This is a genomic window from Serratia sp. NGAS9, assembly GCF_009905295.1.
Taxonomy (GTDB): Bacteria; Pseudomonadota; Gammaproteobacteria; order Enterobacterales; family Enterobacteriaceae; genus Serratia; species Serratia bockelmannii.
Map to the genome: position 1 here is coordinate 405,026 of NZ_CP047605.1, position 15,645 is coordinate 420,670.

At 59.1% G+C, this 15,645-nt stretch carries 21 protein-coding genes; 12 read left to right on the forward strand and 9 right to left on the reverse strand.

Going from position 1 to position 15,645, the window contains the following annotated elements; translation table 11 throughout:
- The first annotated feature begins 30 nt into the window (after positions 1-30).
- Complete coding sequence (locus GUC32_RS01825; RefSeq protein WP_025305026.1) at positions 31-1,659, forward strand: isovaleryl-CoA dehydrogenase; 1,629 nt, start codon at positions 31-33, stop codon at positions 1,657-1,659.
- Positions 1,660-1,725: 66 nt separating this feature from the next.
- The gene (locus tag GUC32_RS01830; protein WP_015376394.1) at positions 1,726-2,124 is read left to right on the forward strand and encodes a DUF350 domain-containing protein; all 399 of its coding nucleotides are present in this window, start codon (positions 1,726-1,728) and stop codon (positions 2,122-2,124) included.
- Here GUC32_RS01830 and GUC32_RS01835 read toward each other — a convergent pair.
- The gene (locus GUC32_RS01835) at positions 2,121-2,396 is read right to left on the reverse strand and encodes a DUF1471 domain-containing protein (RefSeq protein ID WP_025305027.1); all 276 of its coding nucleotides are present in this window, start codon (positions 2,394-2,396) and stop codon (positions 2,121-2,123) included. The genes GUC32_RS01830 and GUC32_RS01835 overlap by 4 nt on opposite strands.
- Positions 2,397-2,519: 123 nt before the next feature.
- Positions 2,520-2,828, reverse strand: a complete 309-nt coding sequence (bsmA, locus tag GUC32_RS01840; protein ID WP_164068210.1) for a biofilm peroxide resistance protein BsmA — start codon at positions 2,826-2,828, stop codon at positions 2,520-2,522.
- A 127-nt stretch (positions 2,829-2,955) separates the two neighbouring features.
- On the opposite strand from bsmA, the gene yjfP reads away from it, so the two are divergent.
- The gene (gene yjfP / locus GUC32_RS01845) at positions 2,956-3,708 is read left to right on the forward strand and encodes an esterase (protein WP_369435519.1); all 753 of its coding nucleotides are present in this window, start codon (positions 2,956-2,958) and stop codon (positions 3,706-3,708) included.
- A 123-nt stretch (positions 3,709-3,831) separates the two neighbouring features.
- Complete coding sequence (locus tag GUC32_RS01850) at positions 3,832-4,206, forward strand: hypothetical protein (protein ID WP_025305030.1); 375 nt, start codon at positions 3,832-3,834, stop codon at positions 4,204-4,206.
- 99 nt (positions 4,207-4,305) lie between these two features.
- Here the strand turns inward: GUC32_RS01850 and GUC32_RS01855 are convergent, their stop codons facing one another.
- The gene (locus GUC32_RS01855) at positions 4,306-4,572 is read right to left on the reverse strand and encodes a DUF1471 domain-containing protein (RefSeq protein WP_043139300.1); all 267 of its coding nucleotides are present in this window, start codon (positions 4,570-4,572) and stop codon (positions 4,306-4,308) included.
- A 454-nt stretch (positions 4,573-5,026) separates the two neighbouring features.
- Here GUC32_RS01855 and rpsF point away from each other — a divergent pair, with 454 nt between their 5' ends.
- The 5 genes from rpsF (at position 5,027) to GUC32_RS01880 (ending at position 6,940) form a co-directional block, all read left to right on the forward strand.
- Positions 5,027-5,425 carry a 30S ribosomal protein S6 gene (gene rpsF / locus GUC32_RS01860; RefSeq protein WP_004933634.1) on the forward strand — a complete coding sequence of 133 codons (399 nt, stop codon included), beginning with the start codon at positions 5,027-5,029 and terminating at the stop codon, positions 5,423-5,425.
- A gap of 8 nt (positions 5,426-5,433) precedes the next feature.
- Entirely contained in the window at positions 5,434-5,751 is a 318-nt protein-coding gene (gene priB / locus GUC32_RS01865) for a primosomal replication protein N (RefSeq protein ID WP_049233092.1), read from the forward strand.
- Between the two features lie 4 nt (positions 5,752-5,755).
- Complete coding sequence (gene rpsR, locus GUC32_RS01870; RefSeq protein ID WP_000135199.1) at positions 5,756-5,983, forward strand: 30S ribosomal protein S18; 228 nt, start codon at positions 5,756-5,758, stop codon at positions 5,981-5,983.
- Between the two features lie 39 nt (positions 5,984-6,022).
- The gene (gene rplI, locus GUC32_RS01875) at positions 6,023-6,475 is read left to right on the forward strand and encodes a 50S ribosomal protein L9 (RefSeq protein WP_004933629.1); all 453 of its coding nucleotides are present in this window, start codon (positions 6,023-6,025) and stop codon (positions 6,473-6,475) included.
- Between the two features lie 111 nt (positions 6,476-6,586).
- Positions 6,587-6,940, forward strand: coding sequence for a DUF488 domain-containing protein (locus GUC32_RS01880; RefSeq protein ID WP_025305032.1), 354 nt, complete (start codon positions 6,587-6,589; stop codon positions 6,938-6,940).
- Between the two features lie 3 nt (positions 6,941-6,943).
- Here GUC32_RS01880 and GUC32_RS01885 read toward each other — a convergent pair whose 3' ends face one another.
- A complete protein-coding gene (locus tag GUC32_RS01885) occupies positions 6,944-7,615 on the reverse strand; it encodes an OapA family protein (protein WP_049208601.1) in 672 nt (223 codons plus the stop codon).
- 267 nt (positions 7,616-7,882) lie between these two features.
- Between GUC32_RS01885 and fklB the strand changes: the two genes are divergently transcribed.
- Positions 7,883-8,503, forward strand: a complete 621-nt coding sequence (gene fklB / locus GUC32_RS01890; protein WP_004933618.1) for an FKBP-type peptidyl-prolyl cis-trans isomerase — start codon at positions 7,883-7,885, stop codon at positions 8,501-8,503.
- Between the two features lie 43 nt (positions 8,504-8,546).
- Here fklB and ytfE read toward each other — a convergent pair whose 3' ends face one another.
- Together ytfE and GUC32_RS01900 are read right to left on the reverse strand one after the other, a co-directional pair.
- On the reverse strand, positions 8,547-9,212 hold the full coding sequence (gene ytfE / locus GUC32_RS01895; protein WP_025305034.1) for an iron-sulfur cluster repair protein YtfE: 666 nt from the start codon (positions 9,210-9,212) through the stop codon (positions 8,547-8,549).
- Positions 9,213-9,325: 113 nt separating this feature from the next.
- On the reverse strand, positions 9,326-11,278 hold the full coding sequence (locus GUC32_RS01900) for a bifunctional 2',3'-cyclic-nucleotide 2'-phosphodiesterase/3'-nucleotidase (RefSeq protein WP_043139292.1): 1,953 nt from the start codon (positions 11,276-11,278) through the stop codon (positions 9,326-9,328).
- 255 nt (positions 11,279-11,533) lie between these two features.
- On the opposite strand from GUC32_RS01900, the gene cysQ reads away from it, so the two are divergent.
- A complete protein-coding gene (gene cysQ / locus GUC32_RS01905; protein WP_033644177.1) occupies positions 11,534-12,274 on the forward strand; it encodes a 3'(2'),5'-bisphosphate nucleotidase CysQ in 741 nt (246 codons plus the stop codon).
- Position 12,275: 1 nt separating this feature from the next.
- On the opposite strand, the gene GUC32_RS01910 is transcribed toward cysQ, so the two are convergent.
- Positions 12,276-12,833 (reverse strand): YtfJ family protein, encoded by a 558-nt coding sequence (locus tag GUC32_RS01910; protein ID WP_025305036.1) that lies wholly within the window; start codon positions 12,831-12,833, stop codon positions 12,276-12,278.
- 330 nt (positions 12,834-13,163) lie between these two features.
- On the opposite strand from GUC32_RS01910, the gene GUC32_RS01915 reads away from it, so the two are divergent.
- Positions 13,164-13,370, forward strand: coding sequence for a DUF1107 domain-containing protein (locus GUC32_RS01915; protein ID WP_004933604.1), 207 nt, complete (start codon positions 13,164-13,166; stop codon positions 13,368-13,370).
- 69 nt (positions 13,371-13,439) lie between these two features.
- On the opposite strand, the gene GUC32_RS01920 is transcribed toward GUC32_RS01915, so the two are convergent.
- Positions 13,440-14,771, reverse strand: a complete 1,332-nt coding sequence (locus GUC32_RS01920; protein WP_004933603.1) for a hemolysin family protein — start codon at positions 14,769-14,771, stop codon at positions 13,440-13,442.
- Between the two features lie 180 nt (positions 14,772-14,951).
- Positions 14,952-15,590, reverse strand: a complete 639-nt coding sequence (msrA, locus tag GUC32_RS01925; RefSeq protein ID WP_369435769.1) for a peptide-methionine (S)-S-oxide reductase MsrA — start codon at positions 15,588-15,590, stop codon at positions 14,952-14,954.
- Positions 15,591-15,645 lie beyond the last annotated feature (55 nt).

Here is a 15,645-nt window from a genome sequence, read left to right on the forward strand (position 1 = left end):
TTCCTGACGCTTTTTTCAGGGAGCACTCTCATGGTCTGGACTACGCACACCGTTTTTAACCAACCCAAGCCGCTGGGCAACAGCAACCTGTTTCTCTCCGATACGCCGCTGCGCGAAGCGTTGCAGCGTGAACAAGGCGGTTGGGACGCCGAGGTATTGGCCTCGCTGGGCCAGCAGCTCGGTACCCAGGAGTCGCTGGAGCTGGGGCGGCTGGCTAACGCCAACCCGCCGGAACTGTTGCGCTACGACGCCACTGGCCAGCGGCTGGACGACGTTCGCTTTCACCCCGCCTGGCATATTCTGATGCAGGGCCTGATCGCCAATCGGGTGCACAACCTGCCCTGGCAGGAGGATGCGCGCATCGGTTCCTTCGTGGCGCGCGCCGCGCGCTTTATGCTGCATGCGCAGGTCGAGGCCGGCACGCTGTGCCCGGTGACCATGACCTTCGGCGCCACGCCGCTGTTGCTGCAGGCGTTACCGGCCGAGTTTCGCTCCTGGCTGACGCCGCTGCTGTCGGACCGTTATGACGCTCACCTGCTGCCGGGCGGGCAAAAGCGCGGCCTGCTGATCGGCATGGGCATGACGGAGAAACAGGGCGGCTCCGATGTCTTGAGCAATACCACCACCGCCACGCCGCTCGGCGCGCGCGGGCCGGGCGAAGCCTACCGGCTGGTGGGGCACAAGTGGTTCTTCTCAGTGCCGCAGAGCGATGCGCACCTGGTGCTGGCGCAGGCCGAAGGCGGGCTGTCCTGCTTCTTCCTGCCGCGCATTTTGCCGGACGGCAGCCGCAACGCCATTCGCCTTGAGCGGTTGAAAGACAAGCTGGGCAACCGCTCCAACGCCAGCAGCGAGGTGGAGTTTCAGGATGCCACGGCCTGGCTGCTGGGCGATGAGGGCGACGGCGTGCGGCATATCCTGAAGATGGGCGGCCTGACCCGTTTCGACTGTTCGTTGGGCAGCCACGGCCTGATGCGCCGCGGGCTGTCGGTGGCGCTGTATCATGCGCTGCAGCGGCAGGCGTTCGGCAAGCTGTTGATAGAACAACCGCTGATGCGCCAGGTCTTGGCGCGCATGGCGCTGCGGCTGGAAGGGCATACCGCGTTGCTGTTCCGGCTGGCTCGCGCCTGGGAAAGCCGCAGCAATGAAGGCGAACTGATCTACAGCCGTCTGCTGACGCCGGCGGCCAAATACAGCATTTGCCGCCAGGGCATGCCGTTCATCGCCGAGGCGATGGAGGTGCTGGGCGGCATCGGTTACTGCGAGGAGAGTGAACTGCCGCGCCTGTACCGTGAAATGCCGGTGAACAGCATCTGGGAGGGCTCTGGCAACATCATGTGTCTGGACGTGTTGCGCAGCCTGCACAAACTGCCGGGCGCGCTCGAGATGTTGCAGTTCGAGCTGCAGCCGGTGCGCGGCCAGAATCGGTTGTTCGATCGCGCCTGGCGGCAGTGGCAGCAGCGTGCCCGGCAACCGCGTGAAGAGATGGGGCGGCTGCTGACCCAGCAGCTGTTCGACCTGTGCTGCGCCGCGCAGCTGCTGCAGCACGCCAGCCCGCAGATCGCCGACGCCTGGTGTCATCTGACGCTGGATCACCGTGGCGAGAGCCTGCTGTCGGCCGAGGTGTGCGAACTGCTGCTGAACCGCGCCATCGGCGGTTAGGGAAAAGGGTGGCGCCCGGCGGCGAAAACCTTTTTAATTCAGCCTCACTCTGACAGGAAAATGCACATGGATATTCTCAGCGCGTTGGCGGCGTTTGCCTCTTACTTCTTCAGCGGCTTCGCCATGATTTTGGTGTTTCTGTTCGTCTATACCCGTATCACCCCGCACGATGAATGGGCGCTGATCAAGGCCGATAATCAATCCGCCGCCTTTGCTTTCATCGGCGCCTGCCTGGGGTATGTGATCCCGTTGGCCAGCGCGGCGATCAACTCGATCAGCCTGCTGGATTACCTGCTGTGGGGCGTAGTGGCGCTGGTGGTGCAACTCTTGCTGTTCGCGGCCGTGAAGATCTACATGCCGCGTATCAGCGACAAGATCGAAGCGAATCACCTGGCCGCCGGGATTTTCCTGGGGGGCGTCTCCGTTAGCGGCGGCGTGTTGAATGCGGCTTGCATGAGCTATTAAAGGTATAAGATGGCGGAGGCGCGCCAGCCAAGCGGGTGCGCCTGTTCTTCCATCCGCAGGATGCGGTAATAGCTGGCGCCGTGTTGGTCGGCGGTGCGGGCAATGGCCAGTTCCGCTTCCTGCGGCGAACCGGGCAGATCGTTGAAAGTGATCTCGGCGATTTCACTGAGCGGCGTCACGCGATCGGCGGGCGCCAGCTCGGCGGACTGTGCGCCGGTGCTGAGCAATCCCATGGAAAGCAAGAGGGAGGTGAGTGCGGTGGAGCGTTTCATGGCGTTCCCCTTCGTCAGATCCTGAATCGACACCCGCAACATGCGGCATGCTGTCCCTCAGTGTGCAACACCCTTCTTCAGCCAGTGCAAAGCCAGTGTAAATCTGCTTAAAAAATCCCCGCCTTAACGATACAGGATCGCCTGGGAATACCATTGGCCCGGCACGACGGTTTCGCTGTTCATGATGATCACGTAATAACGGGCGCCGGCGGCGGTGGCCTTGCGTTGGATCTCCGCTTCCACGTCCATCGGACTGCCGCGCACCACGGCGGTGATGGTACCGATTTTCACCAGCTCGGCGGTCTGCGCGCGGACGATCTCCTGCGCCTGTGCGGTGGGGGGCGGCGGCGGTTTCGGCGTGGTGGTCATGATGCCGCAGGCGGAAAGCTGTGCGGCCAGCGTCAGGGCGATGAGTGTGCGGACTAGCGTCATGGTGACCTCGAAAGAGCCGGTGCGATGGCTTCAGTGTAACGCAATATAAGCTGTAACAGATTGAGCTAACGCTGTTTCGCGCAAGTTTGTCATGATTAAGGCCAACAGGTGGAGTGAGGATGAACGGATGATCGAAATTCATGACGAGCGAGTGGGCGATATCGCGGTGATCCATGCGGTGCCGGCGGGGCAGTATCATCGGCCGCTGCCGACGGTGTTCTTCTGCCATGGTTATACCTCGTCGAAAGAGGTGTACGCCTACTTCGCCTATGCGCTGGCGCGTGCCGGTTTTCGGGCGGTGTTGCCGGATGCCGATCGGCACGGCGAGCGATTCGACGGCGATGAGGCGCAGCGCCTGGCGTCATTCTGGGAGCTCCTGCGCAGCAATATCGACGAGCTGCCGCAGATCAAGGCGCATTTCGAGCGGCTCGGCCTGATTGCCGACGGGCGTATCGGCGTCGCCGGCGCCTCTATGGGCGGCATGACCGCGCTGGGCGCCTTCGCGCGTTTCCCGTGGATCCGGGCGGCCGCCAGCCTGATGGGTTCCGGCTATTACCGTTCGCTGGCGCAAACGCTGTATCCGCCGTTGGGCGAAGAGGGCGAGGCGCTCTCGCCGGCGGCGTTTGCGGCGCGCACCGCCGTATTGGCGGAGTATGAGCTGGAAGGGCGTTTGGAGACGATTGCCGGGCGGCCGCTGCTGCTGTGGCACGGCGAGACGGACGACGTGGTGCCGGCGGCGGATAGCCTGCGTTTGGCGGCTGAACTGCGGCAGCAAGGCGCAGATGGCCGCTTGACGTCGTTCGTCGAGCCGGGCGTGAAGCACCGCATCACGCCGCTGGCGCTGTCCGCTACCACCGATTTCTTCCTCCGCGAGCTGTAATACGCATCCGGGCGCGATGCGTGGAATTGCGCCGCTCTCTGCGGGCTGTTTCGGTCATTGTTTGACGCATGGCGGAGGAGAATGTCAGCGTGAATTCTTTCAGGGCAGCAAGGAGCGGAGAGCATGATAAAAGGTATCAGCAATACGGCCGAGACAGCGCGCGGGCTGGTGGGAACGATGAAAGTGCGCGCCGATCTTAACTCAGCGGCCTTCAGCGAGATGTTGGGGGCAGCCGACGGCAAGGTGCGGCAAAACAAGGCGGATCCGCTGTCGCGCATCACCGCGCAGACGGTGCAAAACCTGACGGCGCTGTTTGCCTTCGCGCCGAAAGCGGCGGCCACTCACACCGCGGCGGCCGGTACGCTCTCCTTCGAGCAGCGGGTGACGCTGACGCAAAGCGCCGAGCTGTTGCAAACGCGGACAAACTATCTGCGGATGGCGCTGCAATTGCACAATCCGGGCAAAGCGTTCAGCGCGCCGGCGTTGCTCAAGCTGTGACAGGTGAGAAAGTGGAGCGCCCGACAAGCGGCGCTCCGGCGAGGATTGAGCGGGCTTTCTGATGAAGCCCTGGGGATTTCCCTGGCGTGGCGCGTCTTTTTAGCGGTACAGCTCGGCGCTGACGTGCATCGTGCTGTTGTCGCCCGGTTCGTGCAGGGCGATGATGCGATAAGAGGTCGCGCCGCGTTGATCGGCGATTTTACTGACCTGGCTGCTGGCGTCATCCGGCGAAACCACGTTCTGGTTCAGGGTGACGAAGCCAACGCTCTGGCGTTGATCGGCCTGGTGCGAGCTAATCTCCGTCGCGGCCATCACGTTGGCGGAGAATAGGGCGGCCAGCGCCGTCGCGAGAATAATGCGTTTCATAGTGCCTCTCTTAACCCTTTGCCGTTACGGCCTGACAGCGAGTGTCGCTGCGGCAAAAAGTCATTTATCTGCATTGAATAACCTGAAATCTTTTTCGTCGCGCTGTCTGCGGCGGATATGGTTAATTTTAGTCCGTTACTGCGGATTAAAAAGTGGGGTGTTTTGATGACCTCTTTCAAAAAAAATGAAATAGATTTGTGACTCAGCGCTGATTTCATTGAAAGATTTTTGAAACCCATGGATCGGCGTACATAGGTTCACCCACGAGCAAATCGTGCTATTTCCCATAGCGCCTCGCATTAACGCGAATAAAACCCACGCAGTCCTTGAGTTTCCCGCCCTGCGTCAGTATGATTACGCGTCATTTTTCAGCCGCACACTAAACACGTTCCTTGCTTCCATGGGCCGCGGTTGACCCTGACAGGAGGCTGAATAATCCGTAAGGAGCAATTCGATGCGTCATTACGAAATCGTTTTTATGGTCCATCCTGACCAAAGCGAACAGGTTCCGGGCATGATCGAGCGTTACAGTGCTACCATCACTAACGCGCAAGGTCAGATTCACCGTCTGGAAGACTGGGGCCGCCGTCAGCTGGCTTATCCGATCAACAAACTGCACAAAGCTCACTACGTTCTGCTGAACGTTGAAGCGCCGCAGGAAGCGATCGATGAGCTGGAAACTAACTTCCGCTTCAACGACGCCGTTATCCGCAGCATGGTTATGCGCGTTAAGCACGCGGTAACTGAAGCATCTCCGATGGTTAAAGCGAAAGACGAACGTCGTGGCGATCGCCGCGAAGACTTCGCTAACGAAACCGCAGATGATGCAGATGCTGGGGATTCTGAAGAGTAATTGCCGTCGTGACGGCTAATCGTCTGGTCTTGTCGGGCACTGTGTGCAAGGCGCCGGTTCGAAAAGTGAGTCCTTCCGGGATACCGCACTGCCAATTTGTGCTAGAGCACCGTTCGCAGCAGATGGAAGCCGGATTCAGCAGACAAGCATGGTGCCGAATGCCCGTGGTTGTCAGCGGACAACAGTCACAAGCACTAACTCAAAGATTAACGGTCGGCAGTCAGATTACCGTGCAAGGCTTTGTAAGCTGCCATCAAGGGCGCAATGGGCTGAGCAAATTGGTTCTGCATGCCGAGCAGATTGAATTGATAGATTCTGGAGACTAGCCAAATGGCACGTTATTTCCGTCGTCGCAAGTTCTGCCGTTTCACCGCGGAAGGCGTTCAAGAGATTGACTATAAAGACATCGCTACGCTGAAAAACTACATCACCGAAAGTGGTAAAATTGTACCGAGCCGTATCACCGGTACTCGTGCAAAATATCAGCGCCAGCTGGCCCGTGCTATCAAGCGCGCGCGCTACCTGTCTTTGTTGCCGTACACTGATCGTCATCAGTAATCGGCCACTGTCCATTAACGACTTTGAGAGGATAAGGTAATGCAAGTTATTCTGCTTGATAAAGTAGCAAACCTGGGCAGCCTGGGTGATCAAGTTAACGTTAAAGCGGGCTACGCTCGTAACTTCCTGGTACCACAGGGCAAAGCTGTTCCTGCTACCAAGAAAAACGTTGAGTTCTTCGAAGCACGCCGTGCTGAACTGGAAGCCAAACTGGCTGACGTTCTGGCTGCTGCTGAAGCTCGCGCAACCAAGATCAACGAACTGGGTTCAGTGACCATCGCTTCCAAATCTGGCGACGAAGGTAAACTGTTCGGCTCTATCGGCACCCGCGACATCGCTGACGCAGTGACTGCGGCAGGCGTTGAAGTTGCCAAGAGCGAAGTTCGTCTGCCGAACGGCGTTCTGCGTACCACTGGTGAGCACGAAGTGCACTTCCAGGTACACAGTGACGTGTTCGCACAGCTGAATGTAGTTGTGGTTGCAGAAGCGTAATTTACGCTGCTGTTAACCCGGTTAAAACGCCAGCCTCGCGCTGGCGTTTTGCTTTTCTGCGCCCGGCAAAACGCGCTACGCTTGAAGACGGGATAAAAAGGAGAGCGAGCGATGGCAAAGATTATGCTGCAGCGGGTTTATGACTTCAGCGCGCCGGCGCCGGAACACTGCTATCTGATAGACCGGCTATGGCCGCGCGGTATCAGCAAGGAGCGGCTGACGGGCGTGCAGTGGCTGAAACAGGTGGCGCCGGATGACGAACTGCGCAAGTGGTTCCATCAGCATACCGACCAGTGGACAGTCTTCGAAGAGCGTTACCGCCAACAGCTGGCTACCAACGACGCCTGGCAGCCGCTGGTGGCGCTCTTACGGCAGGGGAAAACGCTGACGCTGCTGTATGGCAGCAAGGACACCGAGCACAATCAGGGCGTGGTGCTGCGCGAGTTTTTGCTGGCGCAGCTGTAGGGATTAGCGTTCCCGGCGGTAGCTGCCGTCGGCCTGGCGGCGGAACAGCGCCTGGCTGTTGTCCACGGTGGTGACTGACAGCGCGTTAATCACGCCGTTAGCGTCGCGTTCGATACGCACTTCCTGGCCGGCTTTCATGTTGCTCAGCGGCTTGTCGCCGCCTTCCACCTGCGCCATGGCAAACACTTCATTTACCGGCAGATTGTTATCGCGAAACAGCTGGGCCAGGGTCTGGCCTGGCTGGATTTGGTAACGCTGCCAGTTGCCCGCCGGCGTCGGTTCGTTGGCTGAAGTGGTACCGCCGTCGTTTTGCAGATCGGCCTGCAGTGGCACGCTGGTTTCTTGGTGGGAGACCGGGAACGGCTGTCTTTCGGGCGAATAGGGCCACAGCAACGCCAACAGCAGAATGATGCCAAAGATCAGCACCCAGCGGCGGTGAAAGTAGGGCAGCGGCTCCATCCAATGGAAACGGTCCGGCAGATGCCAGACTTTGGCCAGCAGCGCTTTGAGCTGCTGCATTTTATCGTTGGCCGACGGTGGCTCCGATGGCGGTTCCGCGCCTTCAGACGTGGGTGCGGCGCCCGGTTTCAGGCGCTGGCTGACGTTCAGCCAGGTGCGCAGCAGCGGCTGGTAGATGCGGGTGGTTTTCCTTCTCCTGGGCGCGATTCTGCCCATGGTGACCTCTCTTCGACGGCGTAATAATGAGCGCGGCGCGGCAAGCGCGTTGCCTGCCCGATATCCTGCTTTCAGTATAGTCCGCTAACTGATTGAAGTGAAAGGCGGCTGAGCGGCAGGGCCGGCGTTTGCGGCTGCGGGCGTTAACAGAAGGTTATTGTTTCTTTTTCTACGACAAAAGTCATCATTCTCCACACAAGATTTTACCCGGCATTGACGCGCTGTTATGCTGCGCTTTCGACTTTTTACAGACTTAAGGAAAACCCCATGACAACCCCTTCTTTTGACAGCGTTGAAGCGCAAGCAAGTTACGGGATTGGTTTACAGGTCGGCCAGCAGCTGCAAGAGTCCGGGCTGGAAGGTTTGCAACCGGAAGCTTTGCTGGCGGGTCTGCGCGACGCGCTGGAAGGGAATGCCCCGGCGGTTCCGGTAGACGTGGTGCACCGTGCGCTGCGTGAAATCCACGAGCGTGCGGATGCGGTGCGCCGTGAGCGCCAGCAGGCGATGGCCGTTGAAGGCCAGAAATTCCTGGACGACAACGCCAAGCGCGACGACGTGACGCTGACCGAGTCTGGCCTGCAGTTCTCCGTACTGGAGCAGGGCAACGGCCCAATCCCGTCCCGTCAGGATCGCGTGCGTGTGCACTACACCGGTCGTCTGATCAACGGCGACGTGTTCGACAGCTCGGTCGAGCGTGGCCAGCCGGCAGAATTCCCGGTCAGCGGCGTGATCCCAGGCTGGATTGAAGCGCTGACCCTGATGCCGGTCGGTTCCAAATGGCAGCTGTATATCCCGCACAACCTGGCCTACGGCGAACGTGGCGCAGGCGCGTCCATCCCGCCGTTCAGCGCGCTGGTGTTCGACGTCGAGCTGCTGGAAATCCTGTAATCCTACCGAAGATTGCTCTGGGCGCCTTTATGGCGCCCTTGTTTTATGCGCCGCTCAGCGCGCGCGGGAACAGCAGATTGTTTTCCAGGCTGATGTGCTCCATCAGATCGCCGATGAACTCGTCGAGGCCGTTGTACAGCGCCCGCCAGGTGGTGCAGGCGCCCTCCGGTGGCGTCACGTTATCGGTGAGGAACTTCACCACCTCCAGTTGTTCACCCGCCTCGTCATGCTCATGTTCCATCACTGAGATCGGTCCGGCGGCCTGCGGCCCCATGCCTTGTTTGATCAGCGGGAACAGGATCTGTTCCTCTTTCATCATGTGATTCTCCAGATCCAGGCGGATCAGGTTCAGCTGCTTCGCCAGTCCGCGCGGGCAGGTGGGTTTGTCACCGTGCACACGTTCGACTTTTTCCGCCATCAGCACCAGTTCGGCCAGCTGCTCGCGGTGCCGCTGATGAAAGCGCGGCAGAATGTAATCAATTACTTCACCGAGCGGCGCCGTGCGCCAGTCCCGACTCTGCTCCGGTGTGGCGGCCAGGGCGGCCAGTTCGTTTTCCAGTGTGTCGATATCCAGCCCTTTGCGCTCGGCGGCGCGTGCCAGCGATTGCCGGCCTCCGCAGCAGAAATCCAGCTGATGCTGGCGAAACAGGCGGGATGCCCGGGGAATGGCGATAGCGAGCGCGCCAAGGGATTGATTGCGGTAATCCATGGTAGTGCCTCTTTAAACGAAGGGATTTTATAACATGCATTTTAAATGCAATTTAAAGGGCGCGCCAGCGGGAAAATAGAGGTGATGGCCGGGGGAGTGCCCCGGCCTGGTGATTATTTCGCGCTTAAATCGATGCGATAGACCGCGAAACCGATACGGTCATTGCCTTCGGCGGTCATCGGGTATTGGGCGTGCTCTTTGATAAACGCCGTCGCTTTGTCCGAAGGCGAGGTCTCGAAGCGAATATCCAGCGGCTGCTTGCTGCTGAAGTTAGCCAAACGCCAATTGTTGTCCGCCTGCGGGCGCACCGCGCCATGCCGCTGGGTTTCGGCGCTGATGTAGGTCGCCAGCACCGAGCGGTTTTCATCCGGCGAAGCGAAGGCGATATGTTTGTCGCCGGTGCCGGCAAACTTGCCGCCGTAGGCGCGATAGTTGTTGGTGGCAACCAGGAAGGTGGCGTTCGGATCGATAGGCTTGCCGTTAAAGGTCAGCTGTTTGATACGCTCCGCCTTCTCGTTGATCAGCTGGCATTCGCCGTCGTAACGCGCCGGCTGGCTGACGTCGATCTGGTAGTTGACGCCGTCGATCACGTCGAAGTTATAGGTGCGGAAGCCGTCCCAGTTGATCAAGCCCTGCGGCTTGGCGCTGTTGACGTCGATCTGGTTGAACTGGCCGGCGGAGCACTCCAGCCACTCTTTCACCTCTTTGCCGCTGGCCTTCACCACCACCAGCGTATTGGGATAGAGATAGAGATCGGCGGCGTTGCGGAAGGTGAGCTGGCCTTTTTCCACTTCGACGAAGCTGGCGGGATCGTTCTTGCGGCCGCCGACCTTGAACGGCGCCGCCGCCGACAGCACCGGCAGATCGGCCAGGTCCGGGTCGCCCTGAATGTAATGTTCGACGTAGGCCTTCTGCGCATTGTTGACGATCTGCACCGTCGGATCGTCCTGCACCAGCGCCAGGTAGCTGTACATGTTGCCGTCGGATTTACCGATCGGCTGGCTGACGAACTCGCGCGTGCCTTTGTGATCGTCCGCCAACACTTTCACCAGCGCGGCATCTTCCGCCGCCAGCGATGTCTTGTTCTCTTTGTCATAGATCGGCCGTGCTTCCGCTTTGGCGGCGGTCACTTTCCAACTGCCGTTATCGTTGTTGAGCTGCAGATCGACCACGCCGAGATGATCGCCCCATTGGCCCGGCATCACCGCCGGTACGCCGTTCAGCAGGCCTTTGTCGATATCCGCGCCTTTGATGTTGGCGAAGTCTTTGCTCGGGAACACCGCATGGGCGTGACCGAACATGATGGCGTCGATGCCCGGCACCTGGCTGAGGTAGTAGACTGAGTTCTCCGCCATTGCCTTGTAAGGCTCGCTGGACAGCCCGGAATGCGGGATCGCCACCACCAGATCGGCGCCCTGTTTACGCATTTGCGGCACGTAGCGCTTGGCGGTGGCGGTGATGTCGTCCACCGTCACCTTGCCCTGCAGGTTGGCTTTGTCCCACACCAGGATCTGCGGCGGCACGAAGCCGATATAGCCGATGCGCAGCGTATGCGCCTTGCCGTCACGGTCTTTCACCGGCGTATCGACGATGATGTACGGCGTGAACAGCGGTTTTTGCGTTTTGGCGTCGATGACGTTGGCGTTGATATACGGGAATTTGGCGCCGGCGATGGCGTTCTTCAGATAGTCCAGCCCGTAGTTGAACTCATGGTTGCCGATGTTGCCGACGACGTAGTCCAGCGTGTTCATCGCCTTATAGACCGGGTGCACGTCACCCGGTTTCAGCCCCTTGGCTGCCATGTAGTCGCCGAGCGGGCTGCCCTGAATGATGTCGCCGTTGTCCACCAACACCGCGTTGGCGGCCTGCTGGCGCGCCTGTTGGATCAGGCTGGCGGTGCGCACCAGGCCGAATTTGTCGGTCGGCGTGTCCTTGTAGTAATCGAAGTCCATCATGTTGCTGTGCAGATCGGTGGTTTCCAGCACGCGCAGATCGACGGTCGCCGCCTGCGCCGAGGCGCACACCAGCAGCGCAAGCGCGGACAGCGTCAGTGGATGCTTCATCATTTGGGGTTCTCTCCATTCCATTATTCGAGTGTTATCACAGAGGGAAATGTAATTAACACTGCTTGCCACAGTAAACTGTGAAGTGTGGCAGAAAACGGGAGCAGGTAACGCGGGGAAGTTCACAGTTGTGCCCAACAAGATCTGAGGATTTCCCGTGGCTTAGCCGGTTGAGATGGATATTCGGCGTAAAAAAAACTAGTCTGCTAGCAGAGACAGAGGGAAATTTCCCACGGAGATGCAGAGTTGAGGTGCATGATGTTAGAGCGAATTTGCCAACTGTCCCGCGAGGCGGGGGCGGCGATCATGGCGGTGTACGACGGTGAACAACCGCTTGATGTCGCACAGAAAAAAGATGACTCACCGGTGACGGCGGCCGATCTGGCGGCGCATCACATCATCAAGCGCGGCCTGGCGGCCCTGACGCCGGAGGTGCCGCTGCTGTCGGAAGAGGATCCGCCGGCGTGGGAAGAGCGCCGCAACTGGACGCGCTACTGGTTGGTCGATCCGTTGGACGGCACCAAAGAGTTTTTGCACCGCAACGGCGAGTTCACGGTCAATATCGCCCTGATTGAAGACGGGCAGGCGGTGATGGGCGTGGTGTATGCCCCGGCGATCGACGTGTTGTATCTGGCGGAGCGCGGCAAGGCCTGGAAAGAAGAGAAGGGCGTGCGGCAGGCGATCGGCGTCAGCAACGCGCATCCGCCGCTGGTGGTGGTGAGCCGCTCGCATATCGACGACGAGCTGAAAGATTACCTTCAGCAACTGGGCGAGCACCAGACCGTGTCCGTCGGTTCCTCGCTGAAGTTTTGCCTGGTGGCGGAAGGCAAGGCGCAGCTTTATCCGCGCTTTGGGCCGACCAACATTTGGGATACCGCCGCAGGGCATGCGGTGGCGGTGGCTGCCGGGGCGCAAATTCACGATTGGCAGGGCAAGCCGTTGCTCTATACCCCGCGTGAATCTTTCCTCAACCCCGGCTTCCGGGTGTCGCTGTTCTGAGTTAGTTCGCCAACAGCTGGTGCAGTTTGGATATCACCTGCTGCACCTCTTCCGGCGTCAGCGCGCCGTCTTTAGCAAACTGAATGCGCCCTTGCTTATCCAGCACCACGATGGCTGAGCCTTTCGGCTGCAAATCCCAGGCCTTGCGCACGTTACCGTCGCTGTCGACGATAAACTGCGACCACGGGAACTCCTTCTTGCTGTCTTCAATGCTGCTGCGCACGAACATCGCGGTGCCCATCAGGGCATCGTCGGTGTTGACGATTGTCGTCGTTTGGTAACGATCGTGTGGTAGCTTCGCTTTCTTGATCGCTTCAATCAGTGGGTCGTTCATGTCTTTGGCGGAGCTGCGGCCGGCAATATGTTGTATCACTCGCACTTTTCCACTGAGCTGCGCGCTGTTCCAGTTTTGGTAGCTAAAATTACCGTCAGCGTAGTTGAGCTCTCCTTTGTCGCTGACGCCAACCGGCGCTACGCGCTGCTGGAGCTGGAAGTTGTGCGCGGAAGCGAAAAGTGGGGCGAGCAGCAGGGATACCATCAGCATGCGACTTGTTTTCATGCTTTCTCCTTGTAATGGGGGGAATTTGTGCGACAGCACTTCGACAGCCTAAAGCATAGGATGTGATAAGAGGTCTGTCCTGTTAACCGGATCGCAGATTTTCCCTTGGTTCGCTAATCATCAGATTTTGAAGGGATATCCTGAAAACGTTATAAATTATCATATACAATTCTGTCAAAAAGTGTAAATCCAGCGTAGATAACCAGGCAGAAGTGAACGTTCTGGTCTTTACTGGGTCTACTACATGCAATCAAGTTGCGTTCTGAATTTCGAGGCTGCCACCTTTGGCGGCTCGCTGAGCGCATGGATCAACGGGAGGAGCGTAAAAGAATGAGAATCTTCCAGCGTTATAACCCTTTGAAAGTGGCGAAGTACGTTAAGACCCTGTTTCGTGGAAGGCTGTATATCAAGGACGTAGGCGCATTTGAATTCGACGAAGGGAAAATCCTGCCGCCGAAGATTCGCGACAAGCGCCATTTCAGCGTGATGTCTGAAGTGAACCGTCAGGTGCTGCTGTTGCAGACCGAGATGGGGTGAACACCTCGCTGACAGCGGTAAAAAAATGCGGCCCCGATGGGGCCGCTGATGTTTCTGTCCTTCGCGCCGTCAGGCCGCCGGGGTGTCGTCTGGCGCTTTCGGCAGCACCGCCGCCGGTTTGTCGCTCAGCCGGGTGACCAGCAGCTGGTCTATCTTGTAGCTGTCGATATCCACCACCTCGAACTTGTAGCCGGCGTATTTGACGAAGTCGGTGCGTTTCGGGATCTTGCGCAGCATATACATCATAAAGCCGCCGATGGTCTCGTAGTTGCCCGCCTGCGGGAATTCGTCGATGTCCAGCACGCGCATCACGTCGTCGATCGGCGTGCCGCCTTCAATCAACCATGAGCTTTCGTCGCGCGCCACGATCTGTTCTTCCTGGCCCTGGCCGACCAGATCGCCCATCAGCGTGGTCATCACGTCGTTAAGGGTGATGATGCCCACCACCAACGCATATTCATTGAGGATCACCGCGAAGTCTTCGCCGGCGGTTTTGAAGCTTTCCAGCGCTTCGGACAGCGTCAGCGTATCCGGCACGATCAGCGCCGAGCGGATCTGCACGCCGCTGCTCAGCACCAGGCTCTGGTTACCCAGCACGCGGTTCAGCAGGTCTTTGGAATCGACGTAACCCACCACCTGATCGATATGGCCGTCGCACACCAGGAACTTGGAGTGCGGATGGGTCGAGACCTTCTCCTTGATGCTCTCTTCGCTTTCGCGCAGATCGAAGTACACCACGCTTTCGCGCGAGGTCATCGAAGACGGCACGGTGCGCGATTCCAGTTCGAACACGTTTTCAATCAGCTCGTGCTCCTGCTTGCGCAGCACGCCCGCCAGGGCGCCGGCTTCCACCACCGCGTAGATGTCATCGGAGGTGATATCGTCCTTACGCACCATCGGCAGCTTGAACATGCGGAAGATCAGGTTGGCCATGCCGTTGAAGAACCACACCAGCGGGCGGAAGATCATGATGGAGAAACGCATCGGGTTGATGATCCGGACGGCGACCGTCTCTGGTGCAATCATACCGATGCGCTTCGGGGTCAAATCGGCGAACAGGATAAACAGGCTGGTCACCAGCACGAAGGAGCAGATGAAGCTGACCTGTTCTGCCAGTTCAGGCGACAGGAAGCGATCGAACAACACCTTGAAGGTGGGAGAGAAAGCCGCGTCGCCGACGATACCGCCGAGGATGGCCACGGCGTTCAGGCCGATCTGCACCACGGTGAAGAAGATGCCTGGGGTTTCTTGCAGCTTGAGCACTCTGGCGGCGTTGACGTTACCTTCGTCGGCCATCAGCTTCAGTTTGATCTTGCGCGAGGCGGCCAGAGAGATTTCCGACAGTGAGAAGAACGCACTCACCGCGATCAGAAAAAGAATCAGTAAAATACTGTTTAACATAATCTATCCATACGTGCCGACGGGATGACGGCGCTCTTGAGGAAGGGTAGTACATAGTAAAAAAAGCAGCGATAACAACCAGAAGGGAAGCTATCGGGCCGCAGAAGTGGCCCGCATAGTATAGCAGTTGCCCCACAGGGGCCGCCAGCGGTTAAAAAAGTGCCGCCGGCCGGCATCAAATCAGCCCTGCGGCGGCAGGCAAACGCCGATGCCGCCCAGCCCGCAGTAACCTTCCGGGTTTTTGAACAGGTACTGCTGATGATCGTCTTCCGCATAATAGAACGGCAGCGCCGGCGCGATCTCGGTGGTGATGACGCGCTTGTCGCCCGCCGCGTCCATCGCCTGCTGGAAGCGTTGCAGGCTGCTTTCCGCCTCGGCCTGCTGCTCTGGGCTCAGCGTATAAATCGCCGAGCGGTACTGAGTGCCGACGTCCCCGCCCTGGCGCATGCCCTGCGCCGGATCGTGATTTTCCCAGAATACCTGCAGCAGCTGTTTGTAGCTGACGACCTGCGGATCGAACACCACGCGCACCACTTCGGCGTGGCCGGTCTGGCCGCTGCACACTTCGCGGTAGGTCGGGTTCGGCGTATAGCCGCCGCTGTAGCCGGCGGCGGTGCTGTAGACGCCCGGCTGCTGCCAGAACAGACGCTCAACGCCCCAGAAACAGCCCATGGCGAAGATCGCCACTTCCATGCCGGCCGGCACCTGAGTCATCGAGTGTTCGGTGACGACGTTGAGCGTTGCGACAGGCATTGGCGTGGCGCGGCCAGGCAGCGCGCTTGCCTTATCGACGGTTTGTGATTTATCAAAAAATGGCACCACGGTTGACTCCTGTTGTCACAATAAGAATTGACCCTACATGGCGGCGGTTCGG